Origin of the sequence: Trinickia symbiotica (assembly GCF_002934455.1) — a bacterium.
Lineage (GTDB): Bacteria > Pseudomonadota > Gammaproteobacteria > Burkholderiales > Burkholderiaceae > Trinickia > Trinickia symbiotica.
Map to the genome: position 1 here is coordinate 506,081 of NZ_PTIR01000002.1, position 17,539 is coordinate 523,619.

Annotated in this window: 13 protein-coding genes; 8 read left to right on the plus strand and 5 right to left on the minus strand. The window is 61.5% G+C overall.

The features are described 5' to 3' along the window. The first annotated feature begins 70 nt into the window (after positions 1-70). From B0G57_RS06070 to B0G57_RS06095, 6 genes are all read left to right on the plus strand, one after another. The gene (locus B0G57_RS06070) at positions 71-832 is read left to right on the plus strand and encodes an enoyl-CoA hydratase/isomerase family protein (RefSeq protein ID WP_018439164.1); all 762 of its coding nucleotides are present in this window, start codon (positions 71-73) and stop codon (positions 830-832) included. A 56-nt stretch (positions 833-888) separates the two neighbouring features. Beyond that, positions 889-1,950 (plus strand): ABC transporter substrate-binding protein, encoded by a 1,062-nt coding sequence (locus B0G57_RS06075; protein ID WP_018439163.1) that lies wholly within the window; start codon positions 889-891, stop codon positions 1,948-1,950. A gap of 19 nt (positions 1,951-1,969) precedes the next feature. Next, on the plus strand, positions 1,970-3,046 hold the full coding sequence (locus B0G57_RS06080; RefSeq protein WP_018439162.1) for an ABC transporter ATP-binding protein: 1,077 nt from the start codon (positions 1,970-1,972) through the stop codon (positions 3,044-3,046). Between the two features lie 9 nt (positions 3,047-3,055). Next, the gene (locus B0G57_RS06085; protein WP_018439161.1) at positions 3,056-4,828 is read left to right on the plus strand and encodes an ABC transporter permease subunit; all 1,773 of its coding nucleotides are present in this window, start codon (positions 3,056-3,058) and stop codon (positions 4,826-4,828) included. A gap of 35 nt (positions 4,829-4,863) precedes the next feature. Beyond that, positions 4,864-6,399 (plus strand): AMP-binding protein, encoded by a 1,536-nt coding sequence (locus B0G57_RS06090; protein WP_018439160.1) that lies wholly within the window; start codon positions 4,864-4,866, stop codon positions 6,397-6,399. A 122-nt stretch (positions 6,400-6,521) separates the two neighbouring features. Beyond that, positions 6,522-7,391: an IclR family transcriptional regulator gene (locus B0G57_RS06095; RefSeq protein ID WP_051089969.1), complete on the plus strand. Its 870-nt coding sequence runs from the start codon at positions 6,522-6,524 to the stop codon at positions 7,389-7,391. A 54-nt stretch (positions 7,392-7,445) separates the two neighbouring features. Here the strand turns inward: B0G57_RS06095 and B0G57_RS06100 are convergent, their stop codons facing one another. Beyond that, a complete protein-coding gene (locus B0G57_RS06100; protein WP_020566014.1) occupies positions 7,446-7,841 on the minus strand; it encodes an SRPBCC family protein in 396 nt (131 codons plus the stop codon). A 150-nt stretch (positions 7,842-7,991) separates the two neighbouring features. Between B0G57_RS06100 and B0G57_RS06105 the strand changes: the two genes are divergently transcribed. Continuing rightward, complete coding sequence (locus B0G57_RS06105; RefSeq protein ID WP_018439157.1) at positions 7,992-8,207, plus strand: DUF3820 family protein; 216 nt, start codon at positions 7,992-7,994, stop codon at positions 8,205-8,207. Between the two features lie 382 nt (positions 8,208-8,589). Here B0G57_RS06105 and B0G57_RS06110 read toward each other — a convergent pair whose 3' ends face one another. From B0G57_RS06110 to B0G57_RS31575, 4 genes are all read right to left on the minus strand, one after another. Further along, positions 8,590-9,819, minus strand: a complete 1,230-nt coding sequence (locus B0G57_RS06110) for a hypothetical protein (protein ID WP_102606727.1) — start codon at positions 9,817-9,819, stop codon at positions 8,590-8,592. A gap of 178 nt (positions 9,820-9,997) precedes the next feature. Continuing rightward, positions 9,998-11,080 (minus strand): helix-turn-helix transcriptional regulator, encoded by a 1,083-nt coding sequence (locus B0G57_RS06115; protein WP_018439155.1) that lies wholly within the window; start codon positions 11,078-11,080, stop codon positions 9,998-10,000. Positions 11,081-11,723: 643 nt separating this feature from the next. Beyond that, complete coding sequence (locus B0G57_RS06120; protein ID WP_020566013.1) at positions 11,724-13,871, minus strand: molybdopterin-containing oxidoreductase family protein; 2,148 nt, start codon at positions 13,869-13,871, stop codon at positions 11,724-11,726. 248 nt (positions 13,872-14,119) lie between these two features. After that, positions 14,120-16,399 carry a PAS domain S-box protein gene (locus tag B0G57_RS31575; protein ID WP_159067931.1) on the minus strand — a complete coding sequence of 760 codons (2,280 nt, stop codon included), beginning with the start codon at positions 16,397-16,399 and terminating at the stop codon, positions 14,120-14,122. Between the two features lie 414 nt (positions 16,400-16,813). Between B0G57_RS31575 and B0G57_RS06130 the strand changes: the two genes are divergently transcribed. Beyond that, positions 16,814-17,539: sensor domain-containing diguanylate cyclase (locus B0G57_RS06130; RefSeq protein ID WP_233215965.1), on the plus strand; the 726-nt coding region annotated here is incomplete at its 3' end.

The window sequence follows — 17,539 nt, forward strand, 5'->3', positions numbered from 1 at the left end:
TCCGCTTGCCACCACCGTTTTGAAGGCATATATTGGAATACACCATTTAACTATTTCTATGCAATAACTCATGAGCGACGACATCCTGCTGTCGAATCACGGCCGCGTTGCGGTGATCACATTGAACCGTCCCGACCGCCTCAATGCGTGGACCACGCCTATGCGTGAACGGATCATCGAAGCGCTTCACCGTTTCGATGGCGATGAAGAGGTCCGGGCAATCGTCATGACGGGCGCCGGCGATCGCGCGTTCTCGGCCGGCCAGGACCTGGCCGAAGCGCATGACTTCGATGGCGAGCGTGCGGTGGCCTGGGTACGCGAGTGGGAGCGCTATTACGATGCATTGCGCAGCCTGAGCAAGCCGCTCGTGATGGCACTGAACGGCACGGCGGCGGGATCCGCGTTCCAGGTCGCGCTCTTGGGCGACATTCGAGTGGGCCACCCGGGCGTGCGCATGGGACAGCCCGAGATCAACGCGGGCATCGCGAGCACGACAGGCCCGTGGATCATGAACGCCATGCTCGGCATGTCGCGCACGATCGAGTTGACACTAACGGGTCGACTGATGGACGCGTCCGAATGTGAGCGCATCGGCCTGATCCATCACCTGGTACCCGCCGATCAGGTGTTCACCAAGGCGCTCGAAATCGCCAACGAGCTGGCTGCGAAGCCGCCAGTGGCGATGCGACTCGACAAGCAGCGCTTCCGAGAAATGACCGAAGCTGGCTTTCGCGATTGCATCGCAGCCGGTCAGCGCATTCAGAGGGAAGCCTATGACTCCGGTGAGCCGGCACGCATGATGGAAGAGTTTTTTCGTCGCCGTGCCAAATAGGTGCAGGCGCAACGAACGCTTGCATTCCTTTCGATAAATCAGGCGGGAGACCGAAGATGACGCATGAATTCAATCCGATACGCCGCCGCGTCTTGCAGCGGGCGGGAGCATTGGCCGCCGCGGCCGCATTGCCCCGCTGGGCTGGCGCGGAATCGAAGCAGATCGTCGTATCGGATCCCGGAGGCCCCTATACGACCGCGTATAGAGCGGCTTTCTACGATCCTTTCGAGAAGGCCACCGGCATCAAGGTCGTCAGCGTGGCGCGCGAATCGCAACCCGTCGCGCAGTTCGCCGCGATGGTGCAGACGAAGAACTTCATCTGGGACGTGACGACATTGACGTTGTCGCAAGACATCCCCTATCTCGAGTCGAAAGGATTCCTGGAGCCGATCGGGCTCAAGGCGTCCGATTTTCCCGCGCTGATGCCCGAGGCAGTCACGCCGGATTGGCTCGGCGTCGATGTTTATTCGACGGTGCTCGCGTACCGGACCGACAAATTCGCTCAGAGCGGTCCGCAATCGTGGGCAGACTTCTGGGACGTCAAGCGCTTCCCTGGGCGCCGCTCTTTGCGACGCAACCCCATCGATACACTCGAGCAGGCGCTGCTCGCGGACGGTGTGTCGCTCGACAAGCTCTATCCGCTCGACGTAGATCGCGCGTTCAAAAGCCTGGACCGAATCAAACCTCACGTGAACCTATGGTGGACATCGGGCGCGCAGGCGATGCAGGCGATCCAGAGCGGCGAAGTCGACATGATGTCGACGTGGAACGGCCGCGCGCAAGCCGCGATCGATGCCGGAGCACCGGTCAAGATTGTCTGGAATCAGGGGCTTTATTCAATCGAGGGATGGGCCATTCCGAAAGGAACGCCGCACGCTGAATACGCCAAGCAGTTCGTGCGCTTTTGCGCCAACGCGAAAGATCAGGCGACGCTTACGCAAACGCTCGCTTACGGACCAACAAACCGTGATTCGTTCGCCAGCATACCGCCGGCACGGGCGGCGATGCTGCCGACCGCACCGGCCAACGTGCGCGATATGCGCCTGCCGAGCCCGCAATGGTGGGCCGACAACCGCGCGCGCGTGACGGAGCGCTTCAACAGCTGGATCATCGGCTGAAGGCGCGAAGGAGTCGAGGATGATTGCGAAGGTCCAGACGATCGGTATCGCAAAGCGCTACGGCGGCACGACCGCGTTGGAGCCGACGGAGCTCAGCGTTCAGGCCGGCGAGTTTCTCACGCTGCTGGGCCCGTCCGGCTCGGGCAAGACCACGATGCTGCAAATGATCAGCGGGCTGATCGAACCGACCGAAGGGCGCATGGAGATCGACGGCCGCGACGTCACGGACGTCGCGCCGGGCAAGCGAGACATCGGTCTGGTGTTTCAGAGCTATGCGCTCTTTCCGCACATGACGGTCTGGGACAACGTCGCTTATGGGCTCAGAATGCGCCGTATGGCGCGACGCGAGCTGCGCGTCGCTGTCGACGCGGCCCTGACGATGGTTCGCATGAACGAGTATGCGAGGCGTTATCCGCGAGAACTGTCGGGCGGTCAGCAACAGCGCGTCGCGCTCGCGCGTTGCTTCGCCTATCGCCCGTCCGTCATCTTGCTCGACGAGCCGCTCGGAGCGCTCGACAAAAAACTGCGGGAGCATATGCAAGGCGAGATACGGCGGCTGCACCTGGAACTGGGGGCGACGTTCATCTACGTCACGCACGATCAGGACGAAGCGCTCACGTTGTCGGACAGGATCTGCCTCATGAACCAGGCGCGCGTCGAGCAGATCGGAACGCCGGCCGATCTGTACGATCGACCCGCGACGCGTTTCGTTGCCGGTTTCATCGGTCACTCGAACCTGCTCGATGGCACGTTCGAGGCCGAGGCCGACACCGGCACTGCCGCACCGTCCGCCGCCTTGCGGCTTGCCGCCGGCGGCCGTGCGCCGCTGCCGCACGATGCGTGCGCGGCGACGACCGGCACGCGCGGCTGTCTGCTCGTGCGGCCGGAGACAATACGGCTCGTCGACCCCGATGCCGGGTTTTCGGCCGGTGTCATCTCCGACATCGTCTTCTTCGGCAGCGATACGCGCGTCCAATTGACGATGAGCGACGGCTCGCTCTTCAACGTTCGCTGCGCGCGCACCGAGAAGCCGCGCATCGGCGAGCGCGTCGGGTTACTGTGGGATCCGCAGCGTACGACGCTGCTCGATGCGTAGGGGCGAGAAATGACAACGCTCTCCTACGCATCCCGCGTGAGCGGGAAGGAACGTCCCCGCCGTTCGTTGATTGCGCGCGCGCTGCGCTTCTGGCCCATCGTCCCGGCACTGGTGTTCCTCGCGGTCTTTTTTCTCGTGCCGGTAGGCGAGATTCTGCAGGGCGGACTTTTCGATGCGAATGGACGGTTCGGACTCGCCCAATTCGGGCGGATCGCGGAAACGCCGGTCTATGCGAAGGTCCTCTGGACGACATTCTCGATCGCGCTGACGACGGCGGCACTATCGGTGATCCTCGGCTACCCGGTCGCTTATCTGCTGAGCCGGATGCCTGGACGCTCGCGCGAACGATGGTTGCTCTGGATCGTGCTTCCGTTCTGGACCAGCTATCTCGTGAAGACTTACGCATGGATGCTCCTGCTCTCGCGGACGGGCGTCCTCGCCACCCTCGGCAACTCGCTCGGGCTCGGCTCGCATCCTGGCGTCGCGGTTCCTTCGCTGACGGGCGTATTGATCGGCATGGTCCATGCGATGCTGCCGCTCGCGGTCATGACGATGCTGCCCGTCATGCGCGGCATCGATACGCGTTACGCACAGGCGGCCGAGACGCTCGGCGCCGACCGCGGCGTGAGCTTCCTGACGGTGTTCGTGCCGTTGTCGGCTCCCGGCGTCGCGGCCGCGGGATTACTCGTGTTCATCACCAGCCTCGGCTTCTTTATCGTGCCCGCGTTGCTGGGCACCCCGGCGCAGACGATGATTGCACAGCTCGTGATCTCGTCCGTGCTCGAGACGTTCGACATGCGATTCGCCGGAGCGCTCTCGACTGTACTGCTCCTTTGCTCGATCGTGATTTTCTTCGCGTATGACCGCATCGTCGGTCTTTCGTCCTTGACAGGCGAAATCGCCGAGCGCGCTCGCGGCTCGCTCCTGCGCAGCTGGGCATTCGGTGCGCTCTTCATGATTGGGCGGCTGATTCCGCAGCGAAAGCGAGGTAAGGCATCCGGCATGCGAGCGCCGCGCTTCGGCGCGCTGCACGCCTACACGCTCGTGGTGCTCGCGGCTCTCGTCGCCCCCGTGCTATCTGTCATCCCCTATGCGTTCACGCGGGCGGACTACATCGCCTTTCCGCCGCGGCTTTTCAGCTTGCGCTGGTTTTCGACATTTGCGGCGTCCCCCGTCTGGCGCAGCGCGGTCTTGCGTTCGTTCGAGGTCGGAATCGGCACCGCCGTGCTGTCCCTCGCGCTAGGCTTCGGTGCGACGCTGGCGCTGACCAGAATGCGGCAGCGCGCGAGCAAGCCGCTCTTCGCATTGCTCGTCGCGCCGCTGATCGTGCCGCGCATCGTGATCGCGATCGGACTCCTCTACCTGCTTGCGCGTCTCGGACTGACGGGCACAAACGCGGGGCTGATCGTGGGACACACAGTGCTTGCCATTCCCTACGTCGTGGTCACGCTGGCAGCCGGCCTCCGGCAGTTCGACTGGCGCCTCGACGATGCCGCACGCATCATGGGAGCATCGGCGCCAAAGCGAGTCGCGACCATTCTCATCCCGCTCATTGCACCGAGCGTGACCGCCGCCCTGTTGTTTGCATTCCTGGTTTCTTTCGACGATCTGACCATCGCGATTTTCGTGAGCGGCGGCATCAACACGACATTGCCCAAGCAGATGTGGGACGACATCCAGCTCGCCGTCACGCCGACGCTCGCCGCCGTCTCGACGACGCTCGTCGCGCTCATTGCGCTGATCGTCTGGGTTTCGTCATTCCTGAAGCGCGAGCCGCACTGAACGACATCGACATCGACTAGCAGTAACAAATCCTCATGCACGCCTACCCCGACTGTTTCCCACAACGTCATCCCGAAGACAAGCTCGACTGTGCGCCGCTGATCGTGAGAAGCCTCGTCAATGCGCAAGCTGGCCCGCGTCTTTTCATCGAAGGCGTGCCCGTCAGCGGCGGCGAGACCGCGCAGCGCATTGCGCAGCTTCGCCGCTGGCTTTACGACATGGGCCTGCAAGCGGGCGACCATGTTGCAGTGATGTGCGGCAATCACGTCGATCATATCCATCTCATCTATGCATTGATCGTCAGCGGGATCGTCTGGGTGCCGGTCAACACACGACTCCGCGGTGCGGGACTCGCGTATCTGATCGAACATTCGAGGCCGGCGTTACTCGTCGTGGACGAGGAATTCGCCGGCGCCGTCGATGCGGCAGGCCTACGCGGCATACGCCGCGAACGGCCGCCTTCATTCCTGGCGTCGGACGAAAACATTACGCTCGATGCGCCCAACCTCGAACCCGATCACACGCTATGCATCATCTATACATCGGGAACGACCGGTGCACCGAAGGGCGTCGTATTCACACACAGGATGATGCGCATTGCCGGCGAGGCCGTGCTACAGGTCGCCGACGTGCGCGGCGGTGACCGCCTGCTGCTGTGGGAGCCGTTGTGTCACATCGGCGGCGCACAGATATTGTTGCTGCCTTTTCTGGAAAACATCGAGCTTCACGTGGTGCCACGCTTTTCGGCGTCGCGGTTCTGGGACGACGTCGCGCGTGCGCGCGCAACGCACTTGCATTACCTGGGCGGCGTGCTTGATATTCTAATGCAGCTGCCCGAGGAGGCGCAGCCGCGCAATCCTACGCTGCGTGTTGCGTGGGGCGCAGGCGTTGGGGCAACGAACTGGCGCGCCATCGAAGAGCGGCTGCACGTGCGACTGCGCGAGTGCTATGGAATGACGGAATGCTCGAGCTTCGCGACGCTCAACCGCACGGATAAGCCCGGTTCGATCGGCCGACCTTTGCCGTGGCTCGATGTTGACCTGCTCGACGACCACGGCAACCCCGTAGCGCCGGGTGAGCCGGGCGAAATCGTGTTGACGAGCCGCGTCGAAGGTGCGTTGCTGCCCTGCTATCTCGACAACGAGGAAGCCACGCGCTCCGCTTTGCGAGAAGGTCGGCTGCATACAGGAGATTGGGCGCGGCGCGATGGCGAAGGCGATCTGTTTTTCGTTGGGCGCCGTACCGATAGCATGCGGGTGCGCGGCGAAAACGTGTCTGCTTGGGAAATCGAACGCATCTTCGCGTCGCACCCGGCAATCCGCGCAAGCGCCGCGATCGGCGTGCCGTCACCGATCGGAGAACAGGACATTCTGCTCAACGTCCAGTTCAAGGACGAACCGGTCGACTGGCCGTCTCTCCATGCATGGGCGCGCAAGCAGCTCGCGAGCTATCAGCTGCCGCGCTATTACCGCGCCATCGCGCAGTTCGATATGACACCGAGCGAGCGAGTGAGGAAACACATGCTGTCGCGCGATCTGCGCGACGTCTGGGATTCGGGAACGCTCAAATAGCGCTGGTGGCTGAGCTTTTGCCGCTGAAGGAAGGACCGCCTCAGGGTCGCAACACGCATCGTATACATCGATCGTTTGATTGATTGCGATAATGTGCGTATTTCAAGCTTTTCAGGACGAACGTGGCTACCGCTTCCAACAAAGACCCATCAAGAAGGAAGGCAGCGAAGGGACAGCCGGCGCAGGTTGCCGCTGATGCCAACTCATCGCCGCTCTTCGTGCAGTCCGTCGAGAAGGCGATGTCCGTTTTGACCGCATTCGACGGCAGCAAGCGGCAACTCTCGTTGTCCGAAATCGCCGCGCTGACTGGCTTCGATATGAGCGCCACACAGCGCTTCACGTACACGCTCGCCGTGCTGGGCTACCTGCGCAAGGACCCCGATAGCCGCAAGTACGAGCTCTCGCCCAAGTTGCTCGATTTCACCTACCACTACCTGACGTCGAACGAGCTCGTCAGCCGTGCGACGCCGTACCTGCAGCAACTCGGCTCGGAAACGGAGGAAGCCACCAATCTAACGGTGCTCGACGATACGGATATCGTCTTTGTCCTGCGCATCGTGAGCCGCAACGTGTTCAATGCGCATGTGATCACGGGCTCCCGGTTGCCAGCGTACTGCACGGCACCGGGCCTCGCCATGCTCGCAACGTTCAATGACGGCGAAATAGATGACATCCTTTCCCGCTCGCATCTCGTCCCCTATACCTCGTCGACGGTATACGAACCGCAGCGGATCAAAAAGCGGATCGTGCAGATTCGCAAACAAGGCTACGCGCATGCGGAGGACGAGTACTTCCTCAGCGACATCTCGACCGCTGCAGCGATCGTCAATGCCCACGGCCGCGCGATTGGGGCGGTCAACATCGCCGTCGCTCGGCCGAGGTGGGATGCGACGCGGGACGAGAAGCGCTTTGCAGATCTCGTGATTTCGACGGCCTCGGCAATCTCGTCGAGGCGGGTGTCTGCACAGATGGTGCCGTCAGGTTCGATATAAGGACGTTTCGTACCCGAGCGGGTATGAGCACATGACCGAGCCCCAACTGCGGGATCACTCGGCTTCGAGCAATTCCTTAAGCCTCTTCAAGTCGCGCATGACCCATTCCGCGTCGGCCGCAAATTTTTCGTCGATCATCCCTGGGACGCGGAAAAGCGTGAATTGCACTTCCGTGCCCGTGCCATTCGAAATCACGCGCATTGGTACATAGATCTCGGTGCCGTCGGGCAGTTCGACGTAGTGATCGAGCACACCGTATGCACTGAGTTCGGTGAAGCGAATCTTCACGGGGCCGCTCTCTGCTTCGAATCGCCACACGGGTCCATCGTTGCCGATAGGTTTGCCGAGGCCCGAGGCCCATTGTGCGAAGGAGGCAGGCCGCGACGTAAAGTCGTACACGTCTTGCTGGCTTCGTTGGATCGATACACTGATTGTTTTCGATTCAGCCATTGGCATCGTAGTGCGGCTCCCAGGTCGGATATCGAGCGACGTGCTTGCTGTTGCCGACCGCAGATTGTCGACGATTCAGGGCTGGACGCGGAATGGCTCATTTATGTGGCCGAGTGCCGCCCACATAAGAAAGCCGTGCACAATACCGCTATGCAAATCCCCGACCTTGAACGCCTTGTCACTCTCAGTATGCCCTTCGGCAAATATAAAGGCCGAATCATCGCTGACCTACCCGGGTATTACCTCAATTGGCTTGCCCGCGAAGGGTTCCCGCGGGGCGAGTTGGGCCGGCTGCTCGCGCTGATGCACGAAATGGATCATAACGGCCTGAGGGGCTTGCTGGAGCCGCTGCGCAAACGCGGATAGCGCCGATCACGTGGCATTGACACCGTTGGCGTGCACGCAAGATCGGATCTCCGAGACGCTGTCACGGAAATTGGCACCGAATAACGCGGCGAGTTGGAGGCGCGATCCCTGGCGCGGCCCAGCGATGCGCCGTCCGACTTTGGGAATCGAAGGAAGCCTTCTGGGAACCGAGCTGTGGCGCAAGTGAAGCGCCCGACGAGCTCTACATCCGTTTAGCCTAGGACATCACCGACTAGCTGTTACCGACCACCACGCCGTGGGTCTAGCTAGCACCGGAAACGCATGCGCGAGTTCCGCCGGCAGATGGGTTTGGATAATCGTGAAAGCAGAGGCCCGCAAACATGAGGTGTGCGGGCTTTTTTCTTTGACCAACGGCATCCCGTCACGGGTGCTGGAACCAGACAAAACCGTGACAGGTGCCGGCTGAGTCGCAGTAGTTGCCGGCGACCGTTCCCGCATCGTTGATGGCGAACGGCAAGGTAACAAACGCGCCGGGAGCATCGAACGTGATGAACGTGCCCTGGACCGTCCGTAGATAGCCGTGCTCCGCGGAAAAGTCTGAGGGAATGTATGGTCCGGCAATCTCACCCGCAGCGTCAATCGCCGTGGCACCGGTCAAAGCATTGTCGCCGGGGGCGTCAAACGTGGTCATCGCCCCACCGGGCGCGCGCACAAATGCGTGAACCAGATCACAACTGTGATCACTGCAGAAAGCTCCAGTGACGGTTCCCATTGCATTCAGCGCGACTGGCGGGACAGCGAGGACGGCACCGTCAGGGACGTTGAACGTGACGATATTGCCATCGCTGGACCGGAGGAAAGCTTTAGGCCAGCCCGGAATTGACTCATAGTAGAAGCCGGCGATTGCCCCGGGCGAGTTGTTTTCGGTCGGCACAGTGTAGGTCGAACCAGGAGGGTCAAAGGTGGTGTAGATCCCGTTGGCTTGCCGCAGGAATCCATGAAACAGCTCACCAGTCCCGATATAGGTGCCAGTGACGGCTCCGGCCGCGTTGATTGAGTTTGGGTTGGTATAGTTGTTGGACCCGGGGACGTCGAGTGTCTGGAACTTACCATCCGGGGTGCGCAAGTAGCCGTGCCCGACTCCACTTGCGTCAAAGAATCCCCCAGTCACAACGCCCTCTTCGCTGATTCCTGTTGCCGTACTGCAAATGGATCCGGGAGAACACGCTGCCGCGGGCGGGTCAAACTCGGTTAAGGTGCCGTCAGGAGCGCGCAGGAAGCTGTGCTCCTCAATGGCTGAGTCGATGACATACCCGACCACCTCACCTGAATTATTGATCGCCGCCGGAGTCGGCCCATACGAGGGCGATTCGCCGGGCACATCGAATATTGCGAAGCGTCCGCCAGCAGCAACTGCGGCCGAGACGTTTGCCTGCGCGGCAGGGGCCCTTGTCTGTGCATTCGCCTGCGAACGGCAGGCCTGCAGGATCGCGACAAGCGAGTTAGCCACTGGTGGTGCAATTAGGTTGCCAGCTTTCGAGGACGCATAGACGTTAGCGAGCGCCGGGCAGGCCGGGGCCGCCCACGCCGCACCGCCAAGTTGTAGAGCCGCCACTGTCGCCACAGTAACGCAGAACTTTTTATTATTCATTCTCTTACCTCACAATAATCGGCAGCGCTAATTGAACACACGCTGCTATGATGGTGGCACAGGACGCGTTTACTTTTACCCCCACTACTGGGGGTATGGTGGCGCCACACGGCACTTTTCGCGGTCAACCGTTTTGTTGTCCGCCCGTCTCAACACCAGCTGGTAATTGGGGTTTGGATCAACGACCCAGTCGCGAAATGAAATACTCTTCGCGCAGCCGACGCGCGAGGACGTCAACACTGTGCACGTCGAGTCGCCTGTATATCTGGCGAACGCAGTCGACGACTGTGCTTTCCTTGACAGAAATTTCTGAAGCGAGCTGCTTGTAGCTCGTACCGCAGGCCAGCTTGGCTGCTACGAGTTGCTGGCGGCCGCTTAGTCCAGCCATGTGAGCGCCTATAATAAGCTGTAGCTCGACTGGCTCCTGATGCTGGCAGTGCAAGATACAACCGGTGTCGTCGTCGAGTGGGTAGGCTCGCCAGACGAATCGGCCCCAACGATTCGTGATCTGTTTCACTGGCGGCCGGGCTGGCGTTCCGGCGGAGGCGAGATTCAGGCGAAGAATAAGCTCGCGCAGGACAGACGGGAGAATCGGGGAAGAGCGACCATACTCCTTGGTCGTATCGGTGGTTTCTAGCAAAAGCTGATCGGCTGAATTGCTTTGATGCCGGATGCGCCCCTCCCAGTCGACCAGCAGGCTACCTGATAAAAACCCATTTACAAACAACGATGGTTCAAGCGACGGGCGGCGGATAGCGTGGCCTACGTGTTCTCCGAAGACATTGATAGCACGCTGCTCTACATCTGAGAAAGGGCGCCCGCCCTTTTCACGGACCAGGATCATCGACCCCCATCCCCTGCCGCCTTGGTGCGCAAGCACGTGAATGAAGTGTCGTCCGTGGCACGGCGCCAGAACTTCGTCATAGAACTGGCTTCGCGACAGTTCCTTATCGATATGTTGTGAGTTCGTGAATTGCCTTCGCAGCGTCATCCAATCTGGAAAGTTACCGATCAGTTTCGACACGTCGCCGCTCCGCTGCAGGCGTTGATATGCGGGCAGGGTCTTGTAGGCTGCCTCGCATTCGCTGTAAACGCTCGCCAGTTCGAAGTCGTCGCTTGCCCAGATAAAGTTGCAATAATCCGCGCCGACGATCTCCCGTAGCGCGCCGAGGATCGAAGGCACGACCGTCGTACTTTCAAGACCGAGCGAACATAAGTGCCGGACGTAGGCAGCGGTGCGGGTGATCGATGCGGTGCGCATGGAACGAGCCCCTTCACGTGGCAATGGCTTCCGACGAAGGACCTTGCACAAGAGTTATATAACAGTCTCCAGAAACCGACACGGCGAGCGGCTTCCATCGATGCGAACACCCGCTCATGCACCCTTAAAGGGCGTTGAGATTGCCAGATGTCCGGTTGCAAGGCGGAGCCGGCGGTCGAACGTCCACTTGGGTTCTTCGATGAGTGGCGGAAATTGGCCGAACCCCGGAAGCCGATCATTGAGCGACGGTCGATCTTCCCGGCACCGCCCCGAACTTCCGCTGTCGACCCGTTGCGGCCGCTCGCAGCAGCGGCGCGAGCGGCCGGTCTTGGGCCTAGTCCAGCCGATCGCGTGCGTTGCCGAACCACGCCGCGAGGTTCCCACCACGTTGACTCATTGCCAATGAAGTGACGCAGCGCGTCCACAGAGGCTGCCGGTGGCTTCTATCGCATCCGCAACTACGGTCTGCTTGCCACCGACGCGGGGCCAATGTCGCGAAGGTGCGAGGGCTGCTGGACGTTGTGGTGGCATGGTGTCTTTCGTTCGCTCGAACACATTTCGGGCGAGGCAGGACGGCCGGGTAGCTACATCGTCGTGCTCGAAACAAACCGTTCGATGCGAACGGTGGGTTCTCTCTCGCGATTCAGTCTGCAGCTTCGATGCGCACAGGCACCGCGCTCATTACCGGCATGGCGTTGATCGGATCAAGGCCAACCGTCGTGCTGAGCAACTGGTTTGGATTGGAGCCGGCGTAGGTTTCGGGCTCCTCGTCGGGCATCGGTCCCCAGCCGTGCGGAATGGACACGACGCCTCGGCGCAGTGCGGGGTCGGCTTTGACGATAGCTCGAATGCGGCCGTGCGGCGACACAATGGCCACGCACTGGCCTTCCGTCAGCCCTTGAGCAGCCAGCTCATCGGGATGCACAAAGGCCGGATTGAACGGCATGCGTCGGCGGACCGCGGGCAGGTGGTGGTACATGGTGTTCTGCACGTCGCGCACGCGCCGCACCGCCAGGCGATACGTGAACCCCAGTGGCGCCCCCGCTTCGTTCAGTACGCCCGCCAGTTCACGCTCGACGTCGTCCGGCATCACGTCGAAGCGCGCAGTATTCGCTGGCTCGCCGGGCTGCACGATCATCGGTTCGACCTCGTAGATTTTCCCTTGTGGGTTCTGCTTTAGTTCGTCAAATGAAATCGAGCCGTGGCGAACCAGGGTCGCAAGTAGCTCGTCGGTGGTCGGAGCTGTGCGCATATCGAGTGGAACGTCGTCGAATATGACGGTCTTGCCCAGGCGCCGCGCGAGATCCCAGAACACGAACCAGTCGTCCACGACTTCTGATCCATCCGGCGGAGTTGCCACGGCGGCCGAGTATTGTGCGTAAGGCCGGAACATGATGTAGGACTCGTAGTCGCGCGAATGTAAGTCAGCGCGCTCGAACATCAGCTTCGGTGGAATCACATAATGCGCGAGCCGCGCAGTGTTAGTCATGAATGGCTCGATGCATACCAGTAGTTGCAATTGACGCAGCGCATCGGCGATGCGACGCTGGTCAGGCACGGCATCGACTGGATTGCCGCCGTCGACCAACAACGCACGGATCTGGCCGGCGCCAGGCGTAGTGATTTCCTGGGCCAGCGTGCCGCTCATCTTCTGGCCGAACAGGATGCCATGGCCGCCGACACGGCTCTTCCAGCCGGATTCCCAAGAACGGCGTGGCGGAATCACTTCGGCGCGGCGCGGGTAGCGCGGGGCGACCACGCCCGGATTCGGTACAGGGTCGCCGGGGCGAGCGAAGCGGCCACACACGACGTTGAGGCATTCGACCAGATGCTCGGCCAAATTGGAGTGGGGCGCCATATTGGGCCCGGTTCCCGACGCGGCCGAGCCACGCTTGCGGCGCAGGCCGCCGGCCTCCCGGACGGGTTCCGCGAAGGCTGCAGCGGCGGCTTCTAGCCCTTCGACGCTTACGCCGGCGCGCTGGGCGACGTATTCGGGCGTAAACGGCTCGACCGCGCGCGCTAGTCGTCGCAAATCCTTGACGTAGCGCGCGCAGAATTCAGCATCGTGCCAGCCGCGACACAGAATGATGCGCAGCAGGCCAGCAAGGACGGTCGGGTCCTCGCCCGGCAACACCTGCAGGAAGACATCGGCATGGCGGGCGGTCTCTGTCTCTCGTGGATCGATCACCACCAGCTTCAGGCCGCGCTCCTTCGCTTCGTGGAGCTGCTTGACCGGATTCTGCAATGCAAAGTTGAATGTGGATAGCGACACCAGCGGATTGGTGCCGACGAACAATAGCGCGTCGGCGAGCGCGTACGGATCTTTGCCGGCAGCCCAGCCGCCCAGTCGCTCAAATGCCACCCATTTGGCTGACTGGTCGATGGTCATTGTAGAGAAAAACGAATTCGAACCCAGCGCCGCGAGGAAGGCGGGCAACATATGATTGGCGGCGAGGTTAGAGTAGTTCATGGTACCGCGAAAGGCTGCGACCGCATCGGCGCCGTGGCGCTCGATCAGTGCCTCAAGTTGCGCCGCGATCTCGGCCAGCATCGCGTCAAGCGGCATCTGTACGAAGCTGCCATCGCGCTGCCGTTTCAGCGGGTGCAGGAGCCGCTCCGCGCTGTTATGCGCCTCATGCAGATACGCGCCCTTGATGCAGGCGTAGCCGCGCGTGAGCGGATTGTCGCGGTCGCCGCGCGCAGCAACGACGCGTCCGAGGTCGTCGAGGGTCAAGCGCAGTGAACAGTTGCCGGCGCAGATGCGGCAGGCGGTGACAGCTTCCCGTGGCACGGCGAGCTCCTCCTGTACTGTGGCCCCACACCTCGTCACCACGACAGCTTTTGGCGCAAAGGCTATAGCCGAGCCGGATAGCTGTGAGATGACAGAGCACCCGCAAATGACTATGCGTTACATCGCCGCCAGACGGCGACCGCGCATTCTATATTATAAACGACGTTCATATTTTTTGGCAAACAGCTTGACGGCTTGTTGCGAGCGCCGTTGCCCGCAAGTCCGGCGCGGCGCGCCCCGGCGAGCCCTCACTCGTTGATGTTCCCACGCCCAAAACTGCCAGCCGCATGGACATCGTCCCTGCCCGGCCGGCGCAGGGTGAAGAAAAACGTGGTGCCAGTGCCGGGCTCGGACTCAACCCACATGCGGCCGCCGTGGTGTTCGACGATGCGCTTGCATAGCGCGAGTCCGATGCCCGTGCCAGGATAGTCGCGACGGGTATGCAGACGTTGGAAGATCAGGAAGATGCGCTCGAAGTGCTGCGGGTCGATTCCGATACCGTTGTCCGCTACCCGGAACAGCCACGTGTCATCGCGCGTTTCGGCACCCACATGGATTTGCACGGGGCGCTCCTTGCTGCGGAATTTGATCGCGTTGCCCACCAGATTCTGGAACAGCAGCGTGAGCTGCCCGGACAGCGCGCGTACCGTCGGCAGCTCCTGATGGGTGATCTGCGCGCCGCTTTCCTCGATCGCCACGCTCAGGTTCCGCAGTGCTTTATCCAGCTCGCGCGCGCAGTCTATCCGCTGCCAGGACTCCTCGGTCCTTCCGACACGCGAAAACGCAAGTAAATCGTCAATCAGCGCCTGCATTCTGCCGGCGCCATCGACCGCGTGCCCGATGTACTCGTCGGCCCGCGCGTCGAGCTGTCCCTGGAAGCGCCGCCGCAACAACTGCAACGGTCCGGCGATCGCCCGCAATGGCTCCTGCAAGTCATGCGATGCGACGTAAGCGAATTGCTCGAGATCCCGATTCGAGCGGCCCAGCTCCTCGGTTCGCTGTCGCAGTGCCTCCTCTGCGCGCCTGCGTTCCGTGATGTCCACGATAGCCGCGAGGACAAACATGCCCTCGGCCATCTCGATCGGATTCAGGCCGATCTCCACGGGCACCTCCGTGCCATCGCGACGCCGACCATAGAGATGGCGCCCCGCCCCCATGAGGCGACTTTTCGGGTCCCCAAAGAACGCGGCGCGGTAGTCGGAATGGCCGTGCCGCAAGCGCTCCGGCACGAGTACGTCGATGCGTTGCCCGACCAGTTCATCCCGCGGGTAACCGAACACCTTCTCCGTCTGCAAGTTCACCAGCACGATCCGGCCTTCACGGTTCACCATGATCATCGCGTTGGGCGCGGCTTCGACGACCAGACGGAAGCGCTCCTCGGCCCGCTTGCGCTCGGTGATGTCCGCGACCACGGAAATGAAATAGTCCGGCCTGTTGGCGTCGTCACGCATCAACGCAACCGTCAGCGCGATCCACACCTCGCTGCCGTCTTTCTTGAAGTAGCGCTTTTCCATCGTGTACGTATCGATCTGTCCGTCGAGCATCTGATGCAGCTGCGCGAGGTCGGCGTCCAGGTCGTCGGGGTGCGTGATGTCCTGGAAGGTCATCGTAAGCAGCTCTTCGCGTGTGTAGTCGACGATGTCGCACAGCTTCTGGTTCACGCGCAGCCAGCGGCCATCCGGCCCGACATGCGCGATGCCGACGGCCGCCTGCTCGAACGTGGCCCGGAAGCGCTTTTCGCTCTCCTCGAGTTCGGCGCCCCTTTGACGCAACTCGTCGTTTGCACGCGTGAGCGAGCGGGACAAGTTGCTGGTATTAAGCCCAAGGAAGACCAGCGTTCCGATAAGCACTGTGAATGAACTCGTGGAAACCAGCAGTGCCAACCAGTTCGCATCGAGCTTGTTGGCAGCGAGACAGATACTTCCCGCCTGAAAATTCGCCGCGTCCATGCCGGTATAGTGCATGCCGGTGATTGCCAGTCCCATGATCATCGCCGAGCCGAGACGCTTGAAGGTGAGGTTTTGCTGCTCGGGCGTGCGCAGCGTGAAGGCAATCCACAGCGCGGCGATCGACGCTGCTATTGCAATGGCAACCGACGCCATCAGGATCGAGAACGTGTAGTGAATCGGCGGAGACATCTCCATCGCCGCCATGCCCGTGTAGTGCATGCCGGCGATCCCCAACCCCATGAGAGTGCCCGCGGCACCGAGGCGGGCGCGGGAGAGCGTTCCCCGAGTGACCGTGATCAACGCCACCAATGAAGCCAACACCGCGATCACGAGCGAAGCCGCCGTGGTGGAAAGATCGTATCCGACCGGGATCGGTAGCGCGAAAGCCAGCATGCCAATGAAGTGCATTGACCAAATGCCGATCCCCATTGCGATGGCGCCACCCACTAGCCAGCTTGTCCGTCCCCGTGCCTGTGGTAACAACGAGATCCGGCTGGACAGTTCGATGGCGGTATAGGAAGCAAGGAATGCGACAACGAAGGAGACAAAAACCAGTAAGGGGTTGTAGGTGCCGCTCATGTCTGTGGCTCCCTCCACGGATTGCTGCACAACGATGGCGTTGATCGAACAGCGTCTTGCGGAAATTTGGCTTCGAAGGGGCGTTGCAACGACGCGCTCAAGACACGACAAGGTGGCTTGCTGCTGAAACAGCCATTCAGCATTCATCCTTCCATATGAGTATAGGCAGGTAGCGCCCAGTGCGATGGCAGCGTGTCGAGAAATGTAAAAACTACCGATTCCTGCATCGCACTCGCCCGGCGCAGCGCAGCCATGCCGAGCGAATGCCGAACGCGGTTCGCTCAGCAACGAACTGCTCCATCCGATGGTCGGCAAGCCGCGCAGTATCAGGTTTGGGGATCGATCTTCCGTGCCGCGTTCAAGGCGCCGCTGCGACCGGCCGATAACGCACTTACGCGTTATTGGACAATCACGATGAGCCACGAAGACAAAGATTTGGCCGGCAGTTCACTTCAGGCCGTATTCCTGCGCCACCAGGACAGCCTTGTACCGCCTGAGCGCGTGCCAGGGGAGGACAACCCTGCCGTTTATCGCACGCTGCTCGAATCCACCCGGGCGATTCCCTGGAAGATTGACTGGGCGACGATGCAGTTCGCCTATATCGGCCCGCAGATTGAAGCGTTGCTCGGCTATGCGCCGTCCACCTGGAAAACGGTCGAGGACTGGGCCGCGCGCATGCATCCGGACGACCGAGAATCCGTGGTTAATTTTTGCGTCGCGCAGTCGCAGGCGGGCACTGACCACGAAGCGGACTATCGCGCACTGACGGCCGACGGCGGCTACGTATGGATTCGCGACGTTGTCCACGTCGTGCGCAAAGAGAACGGCGACGTCGAGGCACTGATCGGTTTCATGTTCGACATCAGCGAACGCAAGCGCACAGAGGAACGGCTCGCGGAGCTCCAGCGCGAACTGGAACGCCTGTCGCTGTCTGACAGTTTGACGGGCGTCGGCAACCGCCGCATGCTCGATACGGTCATCGAGCGCGAATGGGCGAGCGCGGCGGTATCGGGCAAGCCGCTTTCGCTCGTCATGATCGACATCATGTCTGGCGTCAACTACAACCGCCGCCGACGACAACTAAAATTGCCGCCCTATGCTGCTACCGGGGCTGACGCCGTCGGCTTCGCGCCGGCAGCT